Source organism: Stenotrophomonas sp. NPDC078853 (assembly GCF_044901215.1).
GTDB classification, from domain to species: Bacteria; Pseudomonadota; Gammaproteobacteria; order Xanthomonadales; family Xanthomonadaceae; genus Stenotrophomonas; species Stenotrophomonas lacuserhaii.
On record NZ_JBJDOQ010000020.1, the window covers coordinates 2,920 to 25,589 of the forward strand.

General features: G+C 65.7%; 24 protein-coding genes and 1 pseudogene. 11 read left to right on the forward strand and 14 right to left on the reverse strand.

The features are described 5' to 3' along the window. A pseudogene (locus ACI2JH_RS16900) lies at window positions 1-584 on the forward strand (hypothetical protein); the annotation flags it as partial. Window positions 585-672: 88 nt separating this feature from the next. Here the strand turns inward: ACI2JH_RS16900 and ACI2JH_RS16905 are convergent. From ACI2JH_RS16905 to ACI2JH_RS16925, 5 genes are all read right to left on the reverse strand, one after another. Beyond that, entirely contained in the window at window positions 673-888 is a 216-nt protein-coding gene (locus ACI2JH_RS16905) for a hypothetical protein (RefSeq protein WP_182656754.1), read from the reverse strand. Between the two features lie 191 nt (window positions 889-1,079). After that, window positions 1,080-2,504 (reverse strand): replicative DNA helicase, encoded by a 1,425-nt coding sequence (locus tag ACI2JH_RS16910; protein WP_042615386.1) that lies wholly within the window; start codon window positions 2,502-2,504, stop codon window positions 1,080-1,082. 226 nt (window positions 2,505-2,730) lie between these two features. Beyond that, complete coding sequence (locus ACI2JH_RS16915) at window positions 2,731-3,291, reverse strand: NADPH-dependent FMN reductase (RefSeq protein WP_182656753.1); 561 nt, start codon at window positions 3,289-3,291, stop codon at window positions 2,731-2,733. Between the two features lie 113 nt (window positions 3,292-3,404). Continuing rightward, window positions 3,405-3,950, reverse strand: a complete 546-nt coding sequence (locus tag ACI2JH_RS16920) for a GNAT family N-acetyltransferase (protein ID WP_404736772.1) — start codon at window positions 3,948-3,950, stop codon at window positions 3,405-3,407. Between the two features lie 80 nt (window positions 3,951-4,030). Continuing rightward, on the reverse strand, window positions 4,031-4,861 hold the full coding sequence (locus ACI2JH_RS16925) for a glycine zipper 2TM domain-containing protein (protein WP_319277628.1): 831 nt from the start codon (window positions 4,859-4,861) through the stop codon (window positions 4,031-4,033). Between the two features lie 161 nt (window positions 4,862-5,022). Here ACI2JH_RS16925 and ACI2JH_RS16930 point away from each other — a divergent pair, with 161 nt between their 5' ends. Further along, on the forward strand, window positions 5,023-5,235 hold the full coding sequence (locus ACI2JH_RS16930; RefSeq protein WP_182656751.1) for a DUF6116 family protein: 213 nt from the start codon (window positions 5,023-5,025) through the stop codon (window positions 5,233-5,235). Continuing rightward, window positions 5,232-6,011: a TatD family hydrolase gene (locus ACI2JH_RS16935; RefSeq protein WP_182656820.1), complete on the forward strand. Its 780-nt coding sequence runs from the start codon at window positions 5,232-5,234 to the stop codon at window positions 6,009-6,011. The genes ACI2JH_RS16930 and ACI2JH_RS16935 overlap by 4 nt, the downstream gene beginning before the upstream one ends. Before the next feature lie 34 nt (window positions 6,012-6,045). On the opposite strand, the gene ACI2JH_RS16940 is transcribed toward ACI2JH_RS16935, so the two are convergent. After that, window positions 6,046-6,858: a ThiF family adenylyltransferase gene (locus ACI2JH_RS16940; RefSeq protein ID WP_182656750.1), complete on the reverse strand. Its 813-nt coding sequence runs from the start codon at window positions 6,856-6,858 to the stop codon at window positions 6,046-6,048. A gap of 183 nt (window positions 6,859-7,041) precedes the next feature. Between ACI2JH_RS16940 and ACI2JH_RS16945 the strand changes: the two genes are divergently transcribed. After that, window positions 7,042-7,533 carry a glycine zipper 2TM domain-containing protein gene (locus ACI2JH_RS16945; RefSeq protein WP_042615391.1) on the forward strand — a complete coding sequence of 164 codons (492 nt, stop codon included), beginning with the start codon at window positions 7,042-7,044 and terminating at the stop codon, window positions 7,531-7,533. A gap of 82 nt (window positions 7,534-7,615) precedes the next feature. Here the strand turns inward: ACI2JH_RS16945 and ACI2JH_RS16950 are convergent, their stop codons facing one another. Beyond that, window positions 7,616-7,819: a cold-shock protein gene (locus tag ACI2JH_RS16950; protein ID WP_019185917.1), complete on the reverse strand. Its 204-nt coding sequence runs from the start codon at window positions 7,817-7,819 to the stop codon at window positions 7,616-7,618. A 233-nt stretch (window positions 7,820-8,052) separates the two neighbouring features. Here ACI2JH_RS16950 and ACI2JH_RS16955 point away from each other — a divergent pair, with 233 nt between their 5' ends. The 3 genes from ACI2JH_RS16955 to arsC all read left to right on the forward strand — a co-directional run bounded on the left by ACI2JH_RS16955 (window position 8,053) and on the right by arsC (window position 10,158). After that, window positions 8,053-8,538, forward strand: coding sequence for a DUF456 domain-containing protein (locus ACI2JH_RS16955; protein WP_101098548.1), 486 nt, complete (start codon window positions 8,053-8,055; stop codon window positions 8,536-8,538). 124 nt (window positions 8,539-8,662) lie between these two features. Further along, window positions 8,663-9,817, forward strand: a complete 1,155-nt coding sequence (locus ACI2JH_RS16960) for a phospholipase A (protein ID WP_182656748.1) — start codon at window positions 8,663-8,665, stop codon at window positions 9,815-9,817. Then, on the forward strand, window positions 9,817-10,158 hold the full coding sequence (gene arsC / locus ACI2JH_RS16965) for an arsenate reductase (glutaredoxin) (RefSeq protein WP_319277623.1): 342 nt from the start codon (window positions 9,817-9,819) through the stop codon (window positions 10,156-10,158). The genes ACI2JH_RS16960 and arsC overlap by 1 nt, the downstream gene beginning before the upstream one ends. 47 nt (window positions 10,159-10,205) lie before the next feature. Here the strand turns inward: arsC and ACI2JH_RS16970 are convergent, their stop codons facing one another. Beyond that, entirely contained in the window at window positions 10,206-11,723 is a 1,518-nt protein-coding gene (locus ACI2JH_RS16970; protein ID WP_404736773.1) for a fumarate hydratase, read from the reverse strand. A gap of 395 nt (window positions 11,724-12,118) precedes the next feature. Between ACI2JH_RS16970 and ACI2JH_RS16975 the strand changes: the two genes are divergently transcribed. Together ACI2JH_RS16975 and ACI2JH_RS16980 are read left to right on the forward strand one after the other, a co-directional pair. Next, complete coding sequence (locus ACI2JH_RS16975; protein ID WP_404736774.1) at window positions 12,119-13,975, forward strand: ABC transporter ATP-binding protein; 1,857 nt, start codon at window positions 12,119-12,121, stop codon at window positions 13,973-13,975. Between the two features lie 93 nt (window positions 13,976-14,068). After that, entirely contained in the window at window positions 14,069-14,848 is a 780-nt protein-coding gene (locus ACI2JH_RS16980; RefSeq protein WP_101098555.1) for a ferredoxin--NADP reductase, read from the forward strand. 19 nt (window positions 14,849-14,867) lie between these two features. On the opposite strand, the gene ACI2JH_RS16985 is transcribed toward ACI2JH_RS16980, so the two are convergent. Continuing rightward, entirely contained in the window at window positions 14,868-15,335 is a 468-nt protein-coding gene (locus ACI2JH_RS16985) for a glutathione peroxidase (protein ID WP_404736775.1), read from the reverse strand. Window positions 15,336-15,451: 116 nt separating this feature from the next. On the opposite strand from ACI2JH_RS16985, the gene ACI2JH_RS16990 reads away from it, so the two are divergent. Next, the gene (locus ACI2JH_RS16990; RefSeq protein ID WP_101098557.1) at window positions 15,452-17,620 is read left to right on the forward strand and encodes a M3 family metallopeptidase; all 2,169 of its coding nucleotides are present in this window, start codon (window positions 15,452-15,454) and stop codon (window positions 17,618-17,620) included. 68 nt (window positions 17,621-17,688) lie between these two features. On the opposite strand, the gene cfa is transcribed toward ACI2JH_RS16990, so the two are convergent. The 3 genes from cfa to ACI2JH_RS17005 are packed head-to-tail and all read right to left on the reverse strand — an operon-like array spanning window position 17,689 to window position 20,050. Beyond that, complete coding sequence (cfa, locus tag ACI2JH_RS16995) at window positions 17,689-18,807, reverse strand: cyclopropane fatty acyl phospholipid synthase (protein ID WP_182656742.1); 1,119 nt, start codon at window positions 18,805-18,807, stop codon at window positions 17,689-17,691. A 14-nt stretch (window positions 18,808-18,821) separates the two neighbouring features. Beyond that, the gene (locus tag ACI2JH_RS17000) at window positions 18,822-19,712 is read right to left on the reverse strand and encodes a DUF3298 domain-containing protein (RefSeq protein WP_404736776.1); all 891 of its coding nucleotides are present in this window, start codon (window positions 19,710-19,712) and stop codon (window positions 18,822-18,824) included. A 38-nt stretch (window positions 19,713-19,750) separates the two neighbouring features. Beyond that, window positions 19,751-20,050 (reverse strand): GNAT family N-acetyltransferase, encoded by a 300-nt coding sequence (locus ACI2JH_RS17005; RefSeq protein WP_182656818.1) that lies wholly within the window; start codon window positions 20,048-20,050, stop codon window positions 19,751-19,753. 199 nt (window positions 20,051-20,249) lie between these two features. Between ACI2JH_RS17005 and ACI2JH_RS17010 the strand changes: the two genes are divergently transcribed. After that, complete coding sequence (locus ACI2JH_RS17010; protein WP_101098559.1) at window positions 20,250-20,435, forward strand: hypothetical protein; 186 nt, start codon at window positions 20,250-20,252, stop codon at window positions 20,433-20,435. 25 nt (window positions 20,436-20,460) lie between these two features. On the opposite strand, the gene ACI2JH_RS17015 is transcribed toward ACI2JH_RS17010, so the two are convergent. Then, window positions 20,461-21,084, reverse strand: a complete 624-nt coding sequence (locus ACI2JH_RS17015; protein WP_042613285.1) for a rhomboid family intramembrane serine protease — start codon at window positions 21,082-21,084, stop codon at window positions 20,461-20,463. 7 nt (window positions 21,085-21,091) lie between these two features. Then, window positions 21,092-22,654 (reverse strand): oligopeptide:H+ symporter, encoded by a 1,563-nt coding sequence (locus ACI2JH_RS17020; RefSeq protein WP_404736777.1) that lies wholly within the window; start codon window positions 22,652-22,654, stop codon window positions 21,092-21,094. Window positions 22,655-22,670 lie beyond the last annotated feature (16 nt).

Here is a 22,670-nt window from a genome sequence, read left to right on the forward strand (position 1 = left end):
CCGTCCGATCGGGTGAGACCAACGTCGACAACGTCGTCGGCCTGTACTTCACCGTAGTTCCCAAGCGCCTGGCCGTGATCGGCTCCGGCGTCAACGGCGTGTGGGCGGTCGGTGACTGCGTGCGCGGCCCGATGCTGGCGCACAAGGGTTTCGAGGAAGGCATCGCGGTTGCCGAGCTGATCGCCGGCCTGCCGGGCCACGTCAACTTCGACACCATTCCGTGGGTCATCTACACCGAGCCGGAGCTGGCCTGGGTCGGCAAGACCGAGCAGCAGCTGAAGGCCGAAGGCATTCCGTACAAGGCCGGCAGCTTCCCGTTCGCCGCCAACGGTCGTGCGGTGGCAATGATCGAGCCGAGCGGCTTCGTCAAGGTGCTGGCACACGCCGAAACCGATCGCATCCTGGGCATGCACCTGGTGGGCGCCAACGTGTCCGAACTGGTGCACGAAGGCGTGCTGACCATGGAGTTCAGCGGTTCGGCCGATGACCTGGCACGCATCTGCCACGCGCATCCGTCGCTGTCCGAAGTGGTGCACGACGCGGCAATGGCCGTGAGCAAGCGCGCGATCCACAAGGCGAACTGATATCGCCCTGCGGTAGTGACGGCCGCTGGCCGTCACGCCTGCAACCGAAAAACCCCGCCAAGGCGGGGTTTTTTGTTGCGCCGTTGCTTCATGCGGTCTGCGGCCGCCCTTCTCCCAGCAGCCTGGCCGGCAGCATCAACACGGCGCCGAGGAAAGCAAACAACGCCGAGAAGGTTACCCCGACCAGGCGGAACGGCAGGCTCAGCAGCCACACGAACGGCCTTGCCAGCAGGGCGAGGATCGCCAATGGCCAGCACAGAACGAACAGCAGGCACCACACGCCCAGCGCGAACAAGGTCTTCATGACTGGTCTCCCTGGCGGCACCGTGCCGCCCTGGGGTCATCCTTGCTGCCGGACTGCAGCACCGCAACCGGTGTGCGACGAAACCCGGGATGGGCCGACGAACAGGGTTTGCGGGGGGGGGAGAGCGTGACGACCAACGGTCGTCACCCACCATCGGTAGCGCCGAGCCATGCTCGGCGGGCGATCCGGTGTTACTCGAATGAACCCACCGAGTCGTGCGACAGGTTGTCGAAGCGGGTGTACTCGCCGAAGAACTTCAGCTTGCACGAGCCGGTGGGGCCACCACGGTGCTTGCCGATGATGATCTCGGCCAGGCCCTTGTCCGGCGAGTTTTCCTTGTTGTAATAATCGTCGCGGTAGATGAAGACGATCATGTCCGCGTCCTGCTCGATAGCGCCGGATTCGCGAAGATCGGCCATCACCGGGCGCTTGTCGGTACGCGTTTCCAGCGAGCGGTTGAGCTGGGACAGCGCGATCACCGGCACGTTCAGTTCCTTGGCCAGGCCCTTCAGGCCACGCGAGATCTCGGAGATTTCCGTGGCGCGGTTTTCGCTGTTGCCCGGCACGCTCATGAGCTGCAGGTAGTCGATCACGATCAGGCCCAGGTCGTGCTCGCGCTTCAGGCGGCGGCACTTGGAACGCAGGATCTCCGGCGACACGCCCGGCGTATCGTCGATGAAGATCTTGGTTTCCTTCAGCATGCGTATCGCGCCGGTGACCCGGCTCCAGTCCTCGTCTTCCAGCTGGCCGGTACGCAGCCGCTGTGCGTTGATGCGGCCATTGGAGGAGATCAAGCGCATCGCCAGCTGCGAGGCCGACATTTCCATCGAGAAGATCGCCACGCCCTTCTTCGACTTGATCGCCGCGTACTCGGCGATGTTCAGCGCAAGCGTGGTCTTGCCCATCGCCGGACGGGCCGCCAGGATGATCAGATCGGTCGGCTGCAGGCCGGCGGTCATCGCATCGAAATCGTTGTAGCCGGTCGGCAGGCCGGTGATGTTGCCGCCGTTCTCGAAACGGTTGCGCAGCTCTTCGAAGGCATCCTTCAAGGCACCCGGCATCGCCACGAAATCGGTGCGCCCGCGCGCGCCCTGTTCGGCGATGGCGAACACCGATTTTTCCGCACTGGCGAGCAGTTCGCTGCTCTCGCGTCCTTCGGGCTGGAAGCCGTCGTTGACGATGTCCGTGCCGACCTGGATCAACTGGCGCAGCACCGCCTTGTCACGCACGATTTCCGCATAGGCCACGATGTTCGCCGCCGATGGCGTGGTGCTGGCCAGCTCGATCAGGTACGCACCATCGCCGACCAGCTCCATCTTCCCCTGCGATTCGAACCATTCGCCCAGGGTCACCGCATCGAACGGACGATCACGCTCGGACAGCTCGCGGATCGCGCGGTAGATCATCTGGTGGTCGCGACGGTAGAAATCGACGTCGTTCAACTGGTCGTTGACGCGGTCGAACGCGTCCGGTGCCAGCATCAGCCCGCCCAGCACCGCCTGCTCGGCTTCGACCGAATGCGGCGGCACGCGCAGGGAATCAATGCGCGATTCATCGCGTTCGAAGCGATCGGAACGCTCCCTGCGGTCGGACTTGAAGCCGGAACGAGCAGCCATGCGGCGGAATTTCCTACAGAAGTGGCGAGATCAGTGTAGGCATGCGGGCCCCCCTGCCGCCATGGACAAGCCTGTGGATAAGCCGTGGAGAAACGGGGGATATCCGCCAATGCCCGGCCAGCGTGGCGCGGAGGCGTCGCACTACCTGCGACAGGCGCCATTGCGGCGCCTGCAGGGCCATTATCGCAGATCGCAGGGGTCGGTCACCCGCGCGGCAGCAGCCAGTTCAGGCGCCCTTGGCGTGCACCGCCACCAGGGTCAGGAAACGGTCGACGAAGCCCTGCAGGAACTCCTGCGTGCCAGCGTTGCTGATGCTGCCCGCTTCGTCGATCAGCCCTTCCTTGAAGTGCAGGAAGGCCTCCGGTTGGCCCAGCACCTGCATGTCCAGGTAGGCCAGGATGTTGCGCAAATGCTGCTGCGCCAACGCGGTGCCGATCACTCCGATGGACGCACCGATCACCGCCGCCGGCTTGCCGGCGAAGGCGCTGTCGCCGTACGGACGCGAGCCGATATCGATGGCGTTCTTCAACACGCCCGGCACCGAGCGGTTGTATTCGGGGGTGACGAACAGCACCGCATCGGCACTGCGGATCTGCTGCTTCAGCCGTGTGCCCTGCGCCGGATAGTCGGCATCGAAGTCCTGGTCGTACAGTGGCAGGTCACCGATCTCCACGAAATCGAAGCGTGCCTTGCCCGCGGCGAGTTTCTCCAGCGCGCGCGCCAGCTGGCGGTTGATCGACGCCTTGCGCAGGCTGCCAACCAGCACGGCAATGGTGTACTCGGCCATGTGATCACCTCATCGTTCGGGGGCAGGCCAGACTAGACCCGCCGGCCTTCGGCGCCGGTGAAGGCCCGTTGCCGTGGCGCAGTCTGGCAAGCGCACGCGGCCTGCCAGGCGTATCACCGGCTCCGCCGCGCCTGCCAAGCGGCACGGCTCTGGCCCCACACTTCCACCGGTTTGCCGGCATGCGGCGGCGGCAGTTCGTCGATCCGCAGCAGCGTGCTGCCCAGCTTGGCGGCCACTGTTTTCGAATTGACGTTGTCCGGGGCGATGGTGTGGATGACCTCCTCCCACCCCAGGCTGGCGAAGGCCCAGTCGATCGCCGCCGTCGCCGCTTCCGGGGCGTAGCCCAGGCCCCAGCTCTGGCGGCGGATGCTCCAGCCCACCTCCGTACCGGGCCAGTCCAGCGGCTGCCACGGCCCGAGCCGCCCCACCCACTGCCCCGAGGATTTTTCGATGACGCTGAACATCGACACGCCAAACAGGTGCCAGGCGCCGGACAGCGCGCAGAAGCTGCGCCAGGCCACCGATCGCGGCTGCACACCGCCCAAGTGGGACATCACCGCCTCGTCGGCACTGAAGTCGAGGTATGGCTGCAAATCGGCCGCCTGTGGTGGCCGCAGGATCAGGCGCTCGGTTTCAAGGCGGAGATCGAAGATGCTCATGCAGGTTTCCTGGCCGCACAAAAGAGAACAGGCCGGCTTGCGCCGACCTGTCCTTGTACCGCACTCACGCGCGTTCGATGTTACTGGCGGGTAGTGCCCACATCGGCCGCGGCGGTCTGGGTGACCAGCTGCCCGTCGACCACCGGCAGGCGATCGCTGGCCGGCTTGTCGTTCATGCGGATGGTCTTCTCGGCACCGTCGTAACGGTAGGTCACGTCGTAACCCTTGACCACGTCGGTGTTGCCCATGGCGATCCGGGTGCCCGGCTTGCTGTCCATGCGCATGGTGCCGGTGGTGCCGTCTTCGTTGCGGTAGGTGACGTTGTAGCCGGTCACCTGGCTCGACTCGGAGGTCGTGGTTTCGGTATGGCACTGGCGCTCGGTACGGTTGACCACGCGGCCACCGACGTGGCGCTTGTCCACGTTGTTGCCGATCATGCCGCCGGCTACCGCGCCGGCCGCAGTGGCGACCTTGCGACCGTTGCCGCCGCCGACCTGGTTGCCCAGCAGGCCGCCGATGACCGCACCGGCGACCGTGCCGCCGACGTTGCCGTCGCGCTCGGGCAGGCGTTCCTGCACCACCACGTCCTCGCACACTTCATGCGGAGTCTGCGTGCTGGAGGTCTGGCGTACCGCCTCGGTACCGATGACCGTGGCGTAGGCCTTCTCTTTCTGGGTGATCGGCGCGACCTTCAGCACGTCGGCATATTCCAGGCCGCGCCGGGCATCGACATCCAGCGCGTCGGTGCGCGCACCGTCATCAGCCACGCTGCCATCTGGCAGCAGCGTGCCGTCGGCGGCGGTCACGTAACCAGGAGAAGTGTCACCGCTTTTCATGAAGGCGGCGGTGGCGATGCCACCGACCAGCAGCGCGCCGGCGGCGACCAGGACAGTAGTAGTAGTTGATTTCATGACCTGCTCCTTGCGGACCACCCGCAACGTTCACGATGTGGATTGCAGCATGCGCTGCCTGAACGGAATATCGACAGAACCTTTAGATCCTGACTCGCATTCAGGAAACTGCCGGCCAAGGCCCATGGTAGCGTCTGCACTTGTCCGCACGGAACCCCACGATGGCCAATCCCATGCTGCTGCCCCTGCTCAACTGGGCGCGCCGACTGCGCTTCCCCACCCTGTTCAAACTCACCGCCGGCCTGTTCGCAATCACCCTGGTGGTCCCGGACCCGATTCTCTTCGTCGATGAACTGCTGCTCGGCATGGGAACGCTGCTGCTGGCCAGCTGGAAGACCCGGCAACCGGCCAAGCCCCCGCTGGAGCTGCGCTGACCGTGCTGGTGGACAGCCACTGCCACCTGGATGCAGGTGAGTTCGACCCGGACCGGGCGCAGGTGATCGCGCGCGCACGCGCTGCCGGCGTGCTGGCGCAGGTGGTGCCGGCCGTCACTGCGGCGAGCTGGCCGAAACTGCGCGAGGTATGCCTGCAGGCTCCGGGGCTGTATCCCGCTTACGGGCTGCACCCGGTGTTCCTGGCCGAGCACGCACGCGGACACGTGGACGGATTACGGGAGTGGATCGAACGCGAGCGTCCCTGCGCGATCGGCGAATGTGGCCTGGACTTCTTCCTCCAAGACCTCGACCGCGACCTGCAGCAGCACTATTTCGTGGCGCAGCTGGAGCTGGCACGGGAGTTCGACCTGCCGGTGATCGTGCATGCCCGGCGTGCGGTGGATGCAGTGATCGCTGCAGTGCGCCGGGTGGGCGGACTGCGCGGGGTGGTCCACAGTTTCTCAGGCAGCCCCGAACAGGCCGCACAGCTGCACAAGGCGGGTTTCCTGCTGGGACTGGGCGGACCGGTCACCTACGACCGCGCGCAGCGACTGCATCGCCTGGTGCAGGCCATGCCGCTGGAACAACTGCTGCTGGAAACCGATGCCCCCGACCAGCCGGATGCGGGCATCCGTGGCCAGCGCAACGAACCGGCGCGGCTGCATGATATCGCCACGCACATCGCCGGACGGCGTGGCATCAGCCTGCAGGCGCTTGCCGAGGCGACCACCGTCAACGCGCAGCGGCTGTTCGGCCTGCCTGCCACGGCGGCTTGACCCCCCCTCGCCAGCAGACCGGGCCCACGGGCGGTCAGGCGGCCGTTCCAGCCGGCGGTTTCTTCGGCGCAAGCAGCATCTCCAGTGCCTTGGCCACCGCAGCGAAAGCGAACGCGCCGGTGATGTGGGTCGCCGCACCGAGGCCGGCGCCGCAGTCCAGCTTCAGCGCGGCATCCGGGCCCAGCTCCGGGCGTATGCCGCAGACGCTGCCGTCGGCCTGCGGATAGCGCACGTTTTCCAGCGAATAGATCGCCGGCACGCCGAAGTAACGCTTGGCATTCTTGGGGAAGTTGAACTCGCTGCGCAGCTTCTTGCGGATCAGTGCCAGCATCGCATCGTGTTCGGTACGCGATACATCACGCACCCGTACCAGGGTGGGATCGGTGCGGCCACCGGCGGCACCGACGGTGAGCAGCGGCAGCTTGCGCCGGCGGCACCAGGCGATGGTTTCCACCTTGACCCGGAAACTGTCACAGGCGTCGATGACCAGATCGAAACCGCGATCCAGCAGCTCGACCATGTTGGCCGGGGTCAGGAACGCTTCGACCGCCTCCACGTCGATGCCCGGATTGATGGCGCGGCAACGCTCGGCCATCGCCACTGACTTGTTGCGCCCGTAGTTGCCCTCCAGGGCCGGCAACTGGCGGTTGGTGTTGGACACGCAGATGTCGTCGGCATCGATCAAGGTCAGGTGTCCGACGGCAGACCGGGCCAGCGCCTCCACCACCCACGAACCGACCCCGCCCATGCCGACCACGGCGACCCGGCGCGCTTGCAGGGTTTCCAGCGATCCGCGTCCATACAGCCGTTCCACGCCGGCGAAGCGTTCTTTGATCTGATCGTTCATCGCGCCATTTTAACGGCTCTTGGGCCTTGCCCGCGCAGGGGCCGTGGCGCCCGCCCGCAGGGCGCGGTTCATCCGCCAGCCATGAAAAGCGGGAAGGGTTGGCGCGCCGTTCACGTTCAAAGAAGGACGATCCCTCCACGCGCACCAGACGCATACCACCCTTTCTGGCCAGGAGAACCACCCATGAAGATCCAGCTCATTGCCGCAAGTGCAATCGCCACCCTCGCCCTGGCCGGTTGTGCCACCTCCCCCGGTTACGGCGGCGGCGGTTACGGCAACAACAACAGCGGTTACAGCAACAACGGTGGCAACTACAACACCAACCGTTGCGCGGACTGCGGCATCGTGACCCGCATCAATACCGTGGCCTCCGGCCGCGCGGCGCCTTCGGCAACCGGCGCGGTGCTGGGCGGCATCGTCGGCGCGGTGGCCGGCCATGAAATCTCCGACCACACCGGCGGCAGCCGGGGCAACAAGAACATCGCGGCCGCGGCAGGCGCGGTGGGCGGCGCACTGGCCGGCAACCAGATCCAGAAGAACGTCACCAGCGATACCTACGACATCTCGGTGCGCATGGACGATGGCCGCACCATCGTGGTGAACCAGCGCGATCTGGGTGGCATCCGCGAGAACACCTATGTGCGTGTGGTGAACGGTCGGGTGGTACTGCGCTGATCGTCCCGGCGCCTACCGCGATGCAAACCAGAAGGGCCCGCTCGCGCGGGCCCTTCTGTTGAAGCAGACGCGGCGCGTTCAATCAGAGCGGCTTGACCTTGTCGGCCTGCAGACCCTTCTGGCCGGTGACCACCTCGAACTCGACGGCCTGGCCTTCCTTCAGCGACTTGAAGCCCTGCGATTCGATGGCGCGGAAATGCACGAACACATCCTCGCCACTCTCACGGCTGATGAAACCAAAGCCTTTCGCATCATTGAACCACTTGACGGTGCCCTTCTCAGCCATCTTTGCTACTCCCTTACTGTCTTGTAATTGGTTACGCCCTGACAGGCGGCTGACGAGCAAGGAGGAAGCGAGGTACAACGATGTAGCGGATCGCTGGGATCTACCATCATCAGGCCACGATCCACGGTGACCTTGCCAAGCTCAGCGCGGTCACGTTAACCCGACATAAATCGAATTGCAACCGGTGGATTGATCGGTGTGTCAACCCCTTTTCGTACTCCATACGGCATAGCATGGACCTCTCATTCATCTTGTACCTGATCGCCGCGCTGTGCATTGCGCTGGGCATCGCCGGGATCGTGCTTCCGGCGCTGCCGGGCATTCCGCTGGTGTTCCTCGGCCTGCTGCTGGCGGCATGGGCTGACGGCTTCGTCCACGTCGGCTGGCCCGTGCTTACCGTACTGGCTGTGTTGACCGTGCTTTCCTTCGTGGTGGACATCCTGGCGACAGTGGTGGGCGCGCAACGCGTGGGGGCCAGCCGCAAGGCTCTTTGGGGCACCTTCATCGGCAGCATCGCCGGGCTGTTCTTCATGCCGGTCGGGCTGTTCCTCGGCCCGTTGCTGGGCGCGCTGGCCGGCGAGTACTGGCACAGCCGCGAACTCGGCCGCTCCACCAGGGTGGGCCTGGCGACCTGGCTCGGCATACTGCTGGGCATGGCCTTGAAGGTCGCCCTGCTGGTGGCGATGCTGGGGCTGTTCGCGTTCGCCTGGCTGCTCTGATCTCACTCCACTTTCACGCTGCCTCACGCACGCGACTGTCATAACCGCGCACTGGCCGGTCACGCCAGCGCACGCCACACTGCTCCACTTACTCCTATTCAGCCTCGTTCAAGGGCCCGCAGCAATGACCCTCATCTCCCCGCTTCCCCGCCTGGCCCCGTTGGTGCTGGCCCTATCCAGTGCCCCGCTGGCCGCGCAGGAATTCACTGCTTCGCCTGCGACTTCACCCAGTGCCTGTGCCGCCATCACCACCGACGCGGCGCGGCTTGCCTGCTATGACCAGCTGTTCGGTCCCACCCAGGCCACCACCGCGCAGGCCGACGCCGCTGCCGAAGCCGCTGCGATGGCGCGCAAGGAAGAACGGCGCGAAGTCCGCGTCAGCGAAGGCGAGGAGAAGCTGCGCTCGCGCGTGGGCGACCTGTTCCGCCCGGCCCCGCACGATGCGGCGCTGGCCAACGCCGGCCGTGGTTCGCTGCTGGACAGCCGCTGGGAACTGGCCGAGGACTCCAAGCTGGGGCCGTTCCAGCTGCGCGCCTACAAGCCGGTGTACCTGCTGCCCGCCTTCTGGACCAGCAACAAGAACCTCACCCCGCAATCGCCGAACCCGGCCAACACGGTCACCACCCCGCAGCTGCTGGACAGCAACGAATTGAAGTTCCAGCTGAGCTTCAAGACCAAGATCGTGGAGAACCTGTTCGGCGACAACGGGGACATCTGGGCCGGCTACACACAGAGCTCGCGCTGGCAGGCCTACAACGCGGACAATTCCCGCCCGTTCCGCGAAACCAACTACGAACCGGAAGTCATGGCGGTGTTCCGCAATGGCTACTCCATCGGCGGCTGGCGTGGCCGCATGAGCGCCATCGGCATCAACCACCAGTCCAATGGCCGTGCCGATCCGTTCTCGCGCAGCTGGAACCGGGTCATCGTCAGTGTCGGCCTGGACCGCGAGAACTGGGCGCTGACGCTGCGTCCCTGGTATCGCCTGCCGGAGTCGCGCAGCGATGACAACAACCCGGACATCGAAGACTACATGGGCCGCGGCGATGCCACCCTGGTATGGAACCGCAACGGCCATGAAATCGCGTTGATGGGGCGGCATTCGCTGCGCAGCGGCGACCGCTCGCACGGCGCGCTGCAGCTGGACTATGGCTTCCCGATCAGCAACCTGCTGCGCGGCCACGTCCAGGTGTTCGATGGCTACGGCGAAAGCATGATCGACTACAACCACAAGGCCACCTACATCGGCGTGGGCGTGTCGTTGCTGGAGTGGTTCTGATGTCCGTGACGCTGTGGCACAACACGGCCTGCAGCAAGTCGCGCAACGCGCTGAAGTTGATCCGTGATGCCGGGCTGGACCCGGTGATCGTGGACTATCTGGCCAACCCGCCGGACGTGGCGACCTTGCGCAAGGTGCTTGCCGATGCCGGCCTGCGCGCGTCGGAGCTGGTCCGCAGCAACGAGCCGGCGTTCGCCGAACTGGGCCTGGCCGGCGCCGACGAGGCGCAACTGGTCGCGGCCATGGCCGCGCACCCGCGACTGATCAACCGCCCGATCGTGATCACCGATAAGGGCACGCGCCTGTGCCGCCCGCCCGAACGGGTGCTGGACATCCTGTAACACGCGGCGGTGACGATCCACGATCGTCACCCCCCGCGCGGGCCGCTTCAGGCCACCACGACCGGAATCTTGCCGATCCGTGCCTGCCATTCGCGCGGGCCGGTCTGGTGCACCGACTCGCCGGTCGAATCGACCGCCACCGTCACCGGCATGTCCTGCACGGTGAACTCGTAGATGGCTTCCATGCCCAGGTCAGCGAAGCCGACCACCTTGGCCGCCTTGATCGCCTTGGACACCAGGTAGGCCGAACCGCCGACCGCCATCAGGTAGGCCGACTTGTTGTCACGGATCGCCTCGATCGCCGCCGGGCCGCGCTCGGCCTTGCCGACCATGCCCAGCAGGCCGGTCTGTTCAAGCACCTGGCGGGTGAACTTGTCCATGCGCGTGGCGGTGGTCGGGCCGGCCGGGCCCACCACTTCATCGCGCACCGGATCGACCGGGCCGACGTAGTAGATGAAGCGTCCCTTCAGGTCGACCGGCAGCGGCTCGCCCTTGTCCAGCATTTCCACGATGCGCTTGTGCGCGGCATCGCGGCCGGTCAGCAGCTTGCCGTTGAGCAGCAGGGTCTGGCCCGGCTTCCAGCTGGCGACATCGGCCGGGGTGATCGTGTCCAGGTCCACGCGGGTACCCTTGGACGCGTCATAGGTGATCTTCGGCCAGTCTTCCAGCGACGGCGGATCCAGCATCACCGGGCCGCTGCCGTCCAGGGTGAAGTGCGCATGGCGGGTCGCCGCGCAGTTCGGGATCATCGCCACCGGCAGGTTGGCGGCATGGGTGGGGAAGTCCGTGACCTTGATGTCCAGCACCGTGGTCAGGCCGCCCAGGCCCTGTGCGCCGATGCCCAGTGCGTTGACCTTGTCGAACAGTTCCAGGCGCAGCTCTTCGGCGCGGTTGGACGCGCCGCGGGCCTTCAGTTCGTTGATGTCGATCGGCTCCATCAGCGATTCCTTGGCCAGCAGCATCGCCTTTTCGGCGGTGCCGCCAATACCGATGCCGAGCATGCCCGGCGGGCACCAGCCGGCGCCCATCGTCGGCACCGTCTTGAGTACCCAGTCGACGATCGAATCGGAAGGATTGAGCATGGCGAACTTGCTCTTGGCTTCCGAACCGCCGCCCTTGGCCGCAACGATCACCTCCACGTGGTCACCCGGCACCACCTTGACGTTGACCACGCCGGGGGTGTTGTCCCTGGTGTTCACGCGCTTGCCGGCCGGATCGGCCAGCACCGAGGCGCGCAGCTTGTTGTCCGGATGGTTGTAGGCGCGGCGCACGCCTTCGTTGGCCATGTCCTCCACGCCCATCGTGGCGTCGTCCCAGCGCACGTTCATGCCGATTTCAAGGAACACGGTGACGATGCCGGTGTCCTGGCAGATCGGCCGGTGGCCTTCGGCGCACATCCGCGAATTGATCAGGATCTGCGCCATCGCTTCCTTGGCCGCCGGGGATTCCTCGCGCTCGTAGGCCGCGGCCAGGCTCTTGATGTAGTCCACCGGGTGGTAGTACGAGATGTACTGCAGCGCGTCGGCGATGGACTGGATGAGGTCTTCCTGCTTGATCGATGTCACGGCTTGCTCGCTTGCTCGGGGCTGGCGGGGGTAATCCGCCCATTTTACCCCGCGCGCCCGCCGCGGTGAGCCCGGCCCGCTCCCCGGTAGGGATGGCCGCTGGCCGTCTGCTCCTGCCTTTGGTGGGTGACGACCGTTGGTCGTCACGCTTCTGCCTGCCGCTGCGCTCGCCGAGCGTGGCTCGGCGCTACCCTGCCCTTCGGTAGTGACGGCCGCTGGCCGTCTGCTCCTGCCTTTGGTGGGTGACGACCATTGGTCGTCACGCTTCGCCTGCCGCTACGCTCGCCGAGCATGGCTCGGCGCTACCCTGCCCCTCGGTAGTGACGGCCGCTGGCCGTCCTGCCGTTGCCCCGGCACCACTGCCTTCTCACGCCGCGGCGGCGCACACTAGGCGCATGCCTGACACTCCCCCGTCCGCCCGCCCCAGCCTGCGCCAGCGCTTCTCTGCGATGCGCAACCTTCCCCCCTTCCTGCGCCAGGTCTGGCAGACCAACCCATGGCTGGCCAGCGCCAGCCTGGGGCTGCGCATCATCCGCGCCCTGCTGCCGGTGGCGATGTTGTACGTCGGCAAGCTGATCATCGATTCGGCCGTGCTGCTCAGCCAGCATGAGGTCGGTTTCCCGCCGTTCGGCGAGGCGCTGGCCAGCGGACTGCTCACCCCGCTGCTGTCCCTGCTGGCGCTGGAGTTCGGCCTGGCCATCGCATCGGACCTGCTGGGGCGCATTGTCAGCTACGCCGACTCACTGCTGTCGGAACTGTTCACCAACGTTACCAGCGTGCGCCTGATGGAGCATGCCGCCTCGCTGGACCTGGAAGACTTCGAGGACCCCGAACTGCAGGACAAGCTGGACCGCGCGCGGCGCCAGACCATGGGCCGGATGAACCTGATGAGCCAGCTGTTCGGCCAGGTCCAGGATGCGATTACCGTGGCCAGCCTCGCGGTGGGCCTGCTGGTCTACGCGCCGTGGCTGATCGTGCTGTTGGCACTGGCGCTGGTGCCGGCGTTCATCGGCGAATCGCATTTCAATGCGGCTGGCTACAGCCTCAACTTCCAGTGGACCCCCGAACGCAGGCAGCTGGATTACCTGCGCCAGGTCGGGGCCAGCGTGGAAACCGCCAAGGAGGTCAAGATATTCAACCTCCACCGGTTCCTGATCGACCGCTACAAGCTGCTGGCCGATCGATTCTTCCACGCCAACCGCGCGCTGGCGCGCAAGCGCGCGTTCTGGGGCACGCTGCTGGCCGCATTGGGTACGCTGGGGTACTACACGGCCTATGCGTACATCGCCTGGCGCACCGTGCGCGGTGATTTCAGCATTGGTGACCTGACCTTCCTGGCCGGCAGTTTCCTGCGCCTGCGGCAACTGCTGGAAGGCCTGCTGATCGGTTTTTCGCAGGTGGCCAGCCAGGCGCTGTACCTGGATGACCTGTTCTCGTTCTTCCAGATCACCCCGGAAATCCACACCCGCCCCGATGCGGTGCCGGTACCGCGACCGATCCGCGAGGGCTTCGTGTTCGACAACGTGGGCTTCCGCTATCCGGATGCAGAGAGCTGGGCCGTGCGCCATCTCGACTTCCAGCTGCATGCCGGCGAAGTGCTGGCGCTGGTCGGCGAAAACGGCGCCGGCAAGACCACCCTGGTCAAGCTGCTGGCGCGATTGTACGACCCGGACGAGGGCCGGATCCTGCTTGATGGCCGTGACCTGCGCGATTACGACCTGGACGACCTGCGCGCCAACATGGGGGTGATCTTCCAGGACTTCGTGCGCTACAACCTCACCGCCGGCGAGAACATCGGTGTCGGCCAGGTCGATGCGCTGGACGACACGCAGCGCATCCGCGACGCCGCCCGCCGCGGCATGGCCGAAGAGGTCATCGAGGCGTTGCCCGGTGGCTACCAGCAGGTGATCGGCCGCCGTTTCAAGCAGGGCGTGGATCTGTCTGGTGGCCAATGGCAGAAGATCGCCATCGCCCGTGCGTACATGCGCCAGGCCCAGGTGATGATCCTGGACGAGCCGACCGCCGCGCTCGATGCACGCGCCGAGTACGAGGTGTTCCAGCGCTTCCGCGAGCTGTCCGAACAACGCACTGCGGTACTGATCTCGCATCGGTTCTCCTCCGTGCGCATGGCCGACCGCATCCTGGTGCTGGCCGATGGCCGGATCGAGGCCAGTGGCAGCCATGCCCAGTTGATGGCCGAAGGTGGCCGCTATGCCGAGCTGTTCGAGCTGCAGGCTGCCGGTTATCGCTGAACCGTGGTCATGAACGCCTCTCATTACGGCCAATGAGAACCTGTCTCATTCGGGGTAGAATGTGCGGGACGATTTCCTGGATACGCTACCCCCATGTCTGCTGCTTTCGGCGCCGAGACGGTGCTTGAGGTCCGCCACTGGACCGATGCCTACTTCAGTTTCACCCTGACCCGTGACAGCGGGTTCCGCTTCGAGAACGGCCAGTTCGTGATGATCGGCCTGGAGACCGAGGCGCGGCCACTGCTGCGCGCGTATTCCATCGCCAGCGCGAACTGGGAAGAGAACCTGGAGTTCTTCAGCATCAAGGTGCAGGACGGCCCGCTGACTTCGCGCCTGCAGCACATCAAGCCGGGCGACAAGGTACTGGTCGGCAAGAAGCCGACCGGCACGCTGCTGATCAGCGACCTGCACCCGGGCAGGAACCTGTACCTGCTGGGCACCGGCACCGGCATGGCGCCGTGGCTGTCGGTGATCAAGGATCCGGAAACCTACGAGCGCTTCGACAAGGTGATCCTCACCCACGGCGTGCGTTACGAAAAGGATCTGGCCTACCGCGATTACTTCGAACGCGGACTGCGCGAGCACGAGTTCCTGGGCGAGATAATCGGCGACAAGCTGCTGTATTACCCCGCGGTCACCCGCGAGCCGTTCGCCAACCAGGGCCGGCTGACCTCGCTGCTGGAAAGCGGCGAGATGCAGCGCACCCTGGGCCTGCCGGAACTGGACCCGGCCAATGACCGCGCGATGATCTGTGGCAGCCCGCAGATGCTGGCCGATCTGCGCACGGTGCTGGACGCCAAGGGCTTCCAGGTCTCCCCGCGCATCGGCAGCCCTGGCCATTACGTCTTCGAACGCGCCTTCGTCGAAAAATAAGCGGGGCCCCGTGCCCTGTTCAGAGGTGGCGGCGGAGCTGTGCGGGGGTGGTGGTGGGCGCGAAGCGGGACCGCACCTGGCCATCGCGGTCGATCAGGAATTTGGTGAAATTCCACTTGATGCGCGCGCTGCCCAGCAGGCCGCGTTTCTGTGTGGACAACCACTGCCACAACGGGTCGGCGGCCGGGCCGTTGACCTCGATCCTGGCCGACAACGGGAAGCTCACCGGATAATCCAGCGAACAGAACGCACGGATCCGGGCGGCATCGCCGGGCTCCTGCGCACCGAACTGGTTGCACGGAAAGCCGATCACCACCAGACCGTGTTCACGGTAGTCCTGCCACAGCTGTTCCAGGCCGGTGTACTGCGGGGTGAAGCCGCAGCGGCTGGCCACGTTGACCAGCAGCAGCCGCTTTCCGCGATGGCACGACAGCGGAACGCGCTCGCCTTCCAGCGTGGTCATGTCGAAATCAAAGGCACTGGTCATCGGCCGGCCGCTGCAGGGAACAAGCCAGCAGCCTGAACGTCCATGCCTTTCGACACAAGCCCACCCGTCCGGGGCCGGGTTACCCTCGGGGACTTGTCTTCGTGGAGTACCTTGCCTTGACCACCCGCCTTGCCCTTGCCGTGGCCATGACCCTCGGCCTTGCCCTGCCCGCCTATTCCGCCGGCGCCGCCACCCCGGCTGCCAGCACCGCCGCGCAGCAGGCCAACCCGTTCTTCGCCGACAGCCCGCTGCCGCTGCACTATCCGCAGTTCGACAAGATCACCGACAGCGACTTCGCGCCGGCCTTCGACGCCGGCATGGCCCAGCAGCTGAAGGAAGTGGAGGCCATCGCCAACAACAAGGCCAAGCCGACCTTCGAAAACACCCTGATCGCGCTGGAGAAGAGCGGTGAGACGCTGGACCGCGCCACCACCGTGTTCTTTGCCCTGGTCGGTGCCGATACCAATGACACCCGCAAGAAGCTGCAGGCCGACTATTCGGCGCGCTTTGCCGCCCACGGTGATGCGATCGCGCTGAACGGCAAGCTGTTCGCCCGCATCCAGGCGCTGTATGACGACCGCGCCAAGCTGGGCCTGGACGCCGAAGGCGTTCGCCTGGTCGAGAAGTACTACGAGAACTACGTGCGCGCCGGCGCCAAGCTGTCCGAGGCGGACAAGACCAAGCTCAAGGAAATGAACGCCGAGCTGGCCAACCTGGGTACCAAATTCAGCCAGAACGTGCAGTCCGAAGTGAACGCCTCGGCGATCACCGTGGACGACGTCAAGGAACTTGACGGCCTGTCGCAGGAGCAGATCTCCGCCGCCGCCGAAGCGGCCAAGGCGCGCGGCCTGGACGGCAAGTACGTGATCACCCTGCTCAACACCACCGGCCAGCCGCCGCTGACCAACCTGGCCAACCGTGCGCTGCGCCAGAAGATCTACGAAGCGTCCACCACCCGTGGCAGCCGCGGCGGTGAGTTCGACAACACCGCGCTGGTGGCGCGCATCATGCAGCTGCGCGCCGACAAGGCCAAGCTGATGGGCTTCCCCAACTTCGCCGCCTACAACCTGACCAACCAGACCGCCAAGACCCCCGAAGCGGTCAACGCGATGCTGGGCCAGCTGGCCCCGGCCGCGGTGGCCAACGCCAAGCGCGAAGCGGCCGACCTGCAGGCGATGATCGACCAGGAACAGAAGGCGGCCGGCAAGCCGACCTTCAAGCTGGAAGCCTGGGACTGGGCGTTCTACAGCGAGAAGGTGCGCCAGGCCAAGTACAACTTCGACGAATCCCAGCTCAAGCCGTACTTCGAAATGAAGACGGTGCTGGAAGACGGCGTGTTCCATGCCGCTGAACTCGAATTCGGCCTGACCTTCAAGCAGCGCACCGACCTGCCGGTCTACCACGAAGACGTCACCGTGTACGACGTGTTCGATGCCGACGGCAGCCAGCTGGCGATCTTCATCTTCGACCCCTATGCACGCGCGTCCAAGCGTGGCGGTGCATGGATGAACTCCTACGTTTCGCAGTCCGGACTGTCCGGCTTCAAGCCGGTGGTGGCCAACCACCTCAACATCCCCAAGCCGCCGGCCGGAAAGCCGACCCTGCTGACCTGGGATGAAGTGACCACCACCTTCCACGAGTTCGGCCATGCGCTGCACGGCATGTTCTCCAACGTGAAGTACCCGTATTTCTCCGGCACCTCTGTGCCGCGCGACTTCGTCGAGTTCCCCTCGCAGGTCAACGAGATGTGGGCTGACAATCCGGTCATCCTGAAGAACTACGCCAAGCACTACCAGAATGGTTCGGCGATGCCGCAGGCGCTGCTGGACAAGGTGGTCGCCGCAGCCAAGTTCAACCAGGGCTTCGCCACCACCGAATACCTGGGTGCGGCGATGCTGGACCAGCGCTGGCACCAGATCAGCGCGGACCAGGTCCCGGCCGCCGCCGAGGTGATGAAGTTCGAAGCCGCCGCACTGGCCAAGGACGGCATCTTCTACGCGCCGGTGCCCCCGCGTTACAAGACCCCGTACTTCAGCCACATCATGGGCGGCTACTCGGCCGGCTACTACGCCTACATCTGGTCCGAAGTGCTCGACGCCAACACCCAGAAGTGGTTCAACGAGAACGGCGGCCTGAGCCGCAAGAACGGCGACCACTTCCGCAAGACCCTGCTGTCGCGCGGCGGCAGCGTGGATGCAATGCAGCTGTTCCGCGACTTCGCCGGCCATGAGCCGCAGATCGAGCCGCTGCTGGAGAAGCGTGGCCTGACCGGTGCCGGCAAGTAAACAGCGCCTGCAGCAACGTTGAATGGAAAACGCCCGGGTAACCGGGCGTTTTTTTTTTGCAGGCGGCCTCAACGCGGCGCCACGTACCCGCCCGGCACGCCTTCCGGCGACAGCACCAGTTGCCACAACTGGGCATGCCGGCAGCGGAACGCGGCCATCGAACCGGCCAGGTAGAAGCGCCACATGCGCTTGAAGCGTTCGTCGTAACGCTGCCGATCCAGCCGCGGCCAGGCCGCTTCCACGTTGCGCCGCCATGCCTGCAGCGTCAGGTCGTAGTCGGTGCCGAAGCCATGCCAGTCTTCAAGCACGAAGCGGCCCTCGAACGCGCGCGTGATCTGCGCCGCCGAAGGCAGCATCGAGTTGGGGAAAATGTAACGGGCGATCCATGGATCGGTGCGGTGGCCGCTGACATTTCGCCCGATGGTATGCAGCAGCAGCAAGCCGTCCGGCGCCAGGCAACGCCGGGCCACGTCGAAGAACGCGCGATAGTTGCGTTCGCCCACGTGTTCGAACATGCCGATGGAGAACACCGCATCGAAGCGCTCATCCAGCGCGCGGTAATCCTGCAGCCGGATCTCCACCGGCAATCCTGCGCAGCGCCCGCGCGCATACGCGGCCTGTTCTTCGGAGATGGTCACACCCACGCCACTGACGCCGTAGCGTTCGCAGGCGAATTTCAACGCTTCCCCCCAGCCGCAGCCGATGTCGAGCACGCGCTGGCCGGGACGCAGCGCCAGCTTGCGGCAGACCAGGTCCAGCTTGGCTTCCTGTGCGGCATCCAGGTCCTGGGCCTGCCGCCAGTACCCGCAGCTGTACACCAGGCGCTGTCCCAGCATGGCCGCGTACAGGTCGTTGCCGAGATCATAGTGGCGGCGCCCGACTTCGAAACTGCGCTGCCCGGCCTGCACGTTGACCAGGCGTGCGCGGACCGCATCGGCCAACTCACGCCAACTGTGCACGCGCTCGTCCAGGTGGGCCTGCAGCAGGTGCAGCAGGAAGCAATCGAGCTGGTTGGCATCCCACCATCCATCCATGTAACTCTCGCCGAGCGCCAGCGACCCGCCCGCCAGCACCCGCGCGTGGAAGCGCGGGTCATGGACGTGGATATCCTGGGGCCGCGCGCCGCCGAGGGTGACGCCGGCTTCCTGCATCAGCGCGGTGAGCCGAACCTGCAGCGCGGCGTCCACCGTCACCTCCCTGCTCAGCCGTGGGCGAACAGTCCGGCGTACTCCGGCGCCACATGCGGCACCAGCACGGACGCCGGTACCTCGGCGGTCTGGGTGCCTTCGGAGTAGGGACCGACCTGGTAGGGGGGGAACACGAACCGCAGTCCGGTCACCTTGCCGGCGGCATCGGTCATCGGTTCGAACTGGCGGAAGTTGTCCGGCCGGGCGCCGGTGCCTTCGTTGATCATCCGCGAGGCGCTGCGCAGCGATTCCTGCAGCTCGCCCGGCTCCATGTCCTCGCTGCTCAGGCGCGTCGCTACGCGCTCGCGCAGCTGGTCGGCCACGAAGTCACTGATCGCCTTCCACCCCTTGGCGTCCGGCACCAGGTGGTCGGCGGTCAGCATCTGCTGCGGGCCGGGCAGCCAGACGAAGCGGGCGACCAGCGGCTCGCCGTGGGCACCGCCGGTGTAGCGGCTGCCCTCGGCGCGCACCGCCACCAGCTCCGGGGTTTCCAGCTGCTTTTCAAACGCCAGCGACAACTCGTACGGCATCGTCGGCTTGTCGTTGCCCAGCCCATCGAGGGCCTGCTGCAGCTCGCCACGCGCAGCGGCAGCGTAGTCCTGCAGCGCCTTGGCCAGCCCCGGATACTGGTCCAGCCCGGCTGCATAACTGATGCCGACCACCGCCTGCGGGCTGGTCTCGATCACATCGGCAAGCGCTACCGGTGCATCGGCGGGTGCTTCGGCCACCGGCGCCGGCAGCTGCCCGGCGGTATCGGCGGCGGCAGGCTGGGGCCCAGCGCTGTTGCCATCCTCGCGCCCACACCCGGCCAGCAGCATGGCCGCGATGGCCACGCCCAGCACCCCGGCGGCAGGCAGTTTATGGCGCAACGACTTCATCGATTTCCCCTGGACTGGCAGCGACATGTATCGGTTTCCTTTCTGGAACGAACCCCGTCGGCCGATCAGGCCAACAGGTCATTGAATTCTTCGTGACGTTCAAAGAACGCCTCCGCGTAAGCGCACGCGGGAACCACTTTGTATTTGTTGTCGCGCGCCCAGCGCAGCGCCACGCGGGTCAGTTCCCCGGCGATGCCGCGCCCGCCGATGGCATCGGGTACCTCGGTGTGGGTGATCACCATGCGGCGCCGCTTGAGCTGGTAATCCAGCAACGCCAGATGACCTTGCACCCGTGCGGTGAAGCGGTGCGCAGCCACGTCATGGGTGACCTCGTAAGCCAATCCGGGGGGCGTGACCGAAGCCATGGGACCGATCTCCTGGGGCAGCACCGCTGATGGTGCGCAGCCTGCCGCCATGATCGTGTGAAGCCTGAACAGGGGCAAGCGCTATCTGCCCCGGACACATCGACCGCTAAAGCGTGGCCGGCCGCGGCCGATACCCCTGTCGACGGGGCGCACTGGAAGGCCCTGCCGGGTCCGCCCGCCCCTTTCCCAGGAGGTTCCCATGCGACACCCCCCTGCTCCGTCCGCCGATGCGGCCGCCACCGATGACGCGCTGCTGGAAGGCCTGCTGCAGCTTGCCGTGGAGGGTCACACCGAGCAGACGCAGTTCCAGCAGATCGGCGAAGAAGTCTTCACCCGCCTGCTGGATACCTATGGCGTGGACAGCGGGACCCCGCGGACGCGCTAGCCGCCCGCCGGTCGCCGCGCGCGCCTCAGCCGCCCAGGCCGAAGCGCGGGTTGGACAGCTCGCGCAGGAAGTGGTTGAAGATGCCCGGGTTCATCGCCAGCAGGAACAGCACGCCGAATGCCGCACCGGCCAGGTGCGCGCTGTGGTTGATGCGGTCCCCGCCCTTCTTGTCCATCCAGATGCTGTAGCCCACGTAGAACACCGCGTACAGGATGGCCGGCGCCGGGATGAAGAACACCAGGATGATCGTCCACGGGCTGAGCAGGATGAAGGCGAACAGCACCGCCGACACCGCCCCTGACGCGCCCAGGCTGAGGTAGTTGGGATTCTTCTGGTTCTTGATGTAGCTGGGCAGGATGGACACCACCAGCGCCCCCAGATAGAACGCCGGATAGGTCAGGTAGCTGCCGGACAGCTGCACCATCACCGTTTCGATCTGGCCGCCGAAGAAGAACAGCGTGATCATGTTGAAGATCAGGTGCGGCCAGTCGGCGTGGATGAAGCCGTAGGTCACCAGCCGGTCGTACTGGCGGTGGCGATCCACCGCCGGTGGCCACAGGATCAGCCGGTCGGCCAGCTTGCGGTTGTTGAACGCCAGGTAGGAAACGATGGCGGTGATGGCGATCAGCAGGAGGTTTACGGGCGTCATGTCAGGCTCAGGCGGCGCGGTAGTTGTCGACCATGCGGTAACGGCGCGCATACCAGCCAAAGGCCAGTGCGGCGACGAACGCGAAGCCAGCGAAGAAGAACATCAGGAACGCCGCTTCGCTCAGCCCGGTACTGGCGATCTGGTGGGTCACCGTATCGTTGCGCACCGCGGCGTTGGACAGCAGCACCCACAGGTTGCCGATGGTGGTGGTCAGGTTCCAGAAGCTCATCACCACCCCCTTCATCGCCTGCGGCGCCTGGCTGTAGGCGAATTCAAGCCCGGTCGCCGACACCAGCACTTCACCGAAGGTCAGCAGCGCGTACGGCAGCATCTGCCAGAAGATCGACATCGCGTTGCCGCCGTCCATCACCACCTGGATGCCGCCGACCACGATCCACGCCAGGCCGCTGAAGGCGATGCCGGCGGTCATCCGGCGCAGCGCGGTGGGTTCGAAGCCGAAACGGCGCAGCGCCGGGTACAGCACCAGGTTGTTGAACGGAATCAGGATCATCACCAGCAGCGGATTCAAGGCCTGCATCTGCGAGGCGGTGAACCAGCTGGGCATCTGCATCTGCTGGCCCTGCAGCACCCAGGTGGAGGCCTTCTGGTCGAACAGCGAGAAGAACGGCGTGGTCAGCGCGAAGATCACCAGCACGCGCAGCACCGAGCGCACGCCTTCGACGGCCTCGGCCGGATGCACCGCACGGGCCCGGTCCAGCTGCATCCAGGTGCCGCCACCGACGCCTGCCAGCACCGAGACCAGCGCCAGGCACAGGCAGATCACGATTCCCAGCGTGCCGACCAGCCCGAACGAAGCAATCGCCAACACCATGCCTGCAACGGCCAGCCCCAGGCCAGGACGGCCACGGCCTTCGACGCGCGCGGTCAGTGCAGTGCGTACCACGTTGGCGAACGAATGCGGGTCCTTCGGTGGCAGCGGAGTCAGCACGTAGCGCTTGCGCCCCAGCCAGAACACGAAGGTCGCGATGAACATCAGGATGCCGGGGATGCCGAAGGCCCACTGCGGACCCCAGTTCTTCAGCACCAGCGGAATCAGCAGCGAGGCGAACAGCGAGCCGAAGTTGATGATCCAGTAGAAGGCATCGAAGACCAGCTTCGCCAGGTGCTTGTTGCCCTGGTCGAACTGGTCGCCCATGAACGAAGCAACCAGCGGCTTGATGCCACCGGCGCCCAGCGCGATCAACCCCAGGCCGAAGAAGAAGCCGCCGCGACTGCCTTCGAACAGCGCCAGGCACAGGTGGCCGACACAGTAGATCAGGCTGAACCACAGGATGGTGTGGTACTTGCCGAAGAATCTGTCGGCCAGCCAGCCACCGAGCAGCGGGAAGAAATACACGCCGATCATGAAGCTGTGCATGATGTCCTTGGCTTCACCGGCACGGCCTTCGGCAGTGATCTCCTGCAGCAGCAGCGAGGTGATCAGGAACTGCACCAGGATGTTGCGCATGCCGTAGAAGCTGAAGCGCTCGCAGGCCTCATTGCCGATGATGTACGGGATCTGGCGCGGCATGGATCCCTTGCCGGCGGGGGCGACTGCGTTATGGCTCATCCTGTAAGGCTTTCCT

Excerpts from the sequence above, each read along its gene's own strand:
- ACI2JH_RS16905 (WP_182656754.1), bottom strand. The coding sequence starts at position 888 with ATGAAGACCTTGTTCGCGCTGGGCGTGTGGTGCCTGCTGTTCGTTCTG.
- ACI2JH_RS16910 (WP_042615386.1), bottom strand. The coding sequence starts at position 2,504 with ATGGCTGCTCGTTCCGGCTTCAAGTCCGACCGCAGGGAGCGTTCCGAT.
- ACI2JH_RS16915 (WP_182656753.1), bottom strand. The coding sequence starts at position 3,291 with ATGGCCGAGTACACCATTGCCGTGCTGGTTGGCAGCCTGCGCAAGGCG.
- ACI2JH_RS16920 (WP_404736772.1), bottom strand. The coding sequence starts at position 3,950 with ATGAGCATCTTCGATCTCCGCCTTGAAACCGAGCGCCTGATCCTGCGG.
- ACI2JH_RS16925 (WP_319277628.1), bottom strand. The coding sequence starts at position 4,861 with ATGAAATCAACTACTACTACTGTCCTGGTCGCCGCCGGCGCGCTGCTG.
- ACI2JH_RS16930 (WP_182656751.1), top strand. The coding sequence starts at position 5,023 with ATGGCCAATCCCATGCTGCTGCCCCTGCTCAACTGGGCGCGCCGACTG.
- ACI2JH_RS16940 (WP_182656750.1), bottom strand. The coding sequence starts at position 6,858 with ATGAACGATCAGATCAAAGAACGCTTCGCCGGCGTGGAACGGCTGTAT.
- ACI2JH_RS16945 (WP_042615391.1), top strand. The coding sequence starts at position 7,042 with ATGAAGATCCAGCTCATTGCCGCAAGTGCAATCGCCACCCTCGCCCTG.
- ACI2JH_RS16950 (WP_019185917.1), bottom strand. The coding sequence starts at position 7,819 with ATGGCTGAGAAGGGCACCGTCAAGTGGTTCAATGATGCGAAAGGCTTT.
- ACI2JH_RS16955 (WP_101098548.1), top strand. The coding sequence starts at position 8,053 with ATGGACCTCTCATTCATCTTGTACCTGATCGCCGCGCTGTGCATTGCG.
- ACI2JH_RS16960 (WP_182656748.1), top strand. The coding sequence starts at position 8,663 with ATGACCCTCATCTCCCCGCTTCCCCGCCTGGCCCCGTTGGTGCTGGCC.
- arsC (WP_319277623.1), top strand. The coding sequence starts at position 9,817 with ATGTCCGTGACGCTGTGGCACAACACGGCCTGCAGCAAGTCGCGCAAC.
- ACI2JH_RS16975 (WP_404736774.1), top strand. The coding sequence starts at position 12,119 with ATGCCTGACACTCCCCCGTCCGCCCGCCCCAGCCTGCGCCAGCGCTTC.
- ACI2JH_RS16980 (WP_101098555.1), top strand. The coding sequence starts at position 14,069 with ATGTCTGCTGCTTTCGGCGCCGAGACGGTGCTTGAGGTCCGCCACTGG.
- ACI2JH_RS16985 (WP_404736775.1), bottom strand. The coding sequence starts at position 15,335 with ATGACCAGTGCCTTTGATTTCGACATGACCACGCTGGAAGGCGAGCGC.
- ACI2JH_RS17000 (WP_404736776.1), bottom strand. The coding sequence starts at position 19,712 with ATGTCGCTGCCAGTCCAGGGGAAATCGATGAAGTCGTTGCGCCATAAA.
- ACI2JH_RS17005 (WP_182656818.1), bottom strand. The coding sequence starts at position 20,050 with ATGGCTTCGGTCACGCCCCCCGGATTGGCTTACGAGGTCACCCATGAC.
- ACI2JH_RS17010 (WP_101098559.1), top strand. The coding sequence starts at position 20,250 with ATGCGACACCCCCCTGCTCCGTCCGCCGATGCGGCCGCCACCGATGAC.
- ACI2JH_RS17015 (WP_042613285.1), bottom strand. The coding sequence starts at position 21,084 with ATGACGCCCGTAAACCTCCTGCTGATCGCCATCACCGCCATCGTTTCC.
- ACI2JH_RS17020 (WP_404736777.1), bottom strand. The coding sequence starts at position 22,654 with ATGAGCCATAACGCAGTCGCCCCCGCCGGCAAGGGATCCATGCCGCGC.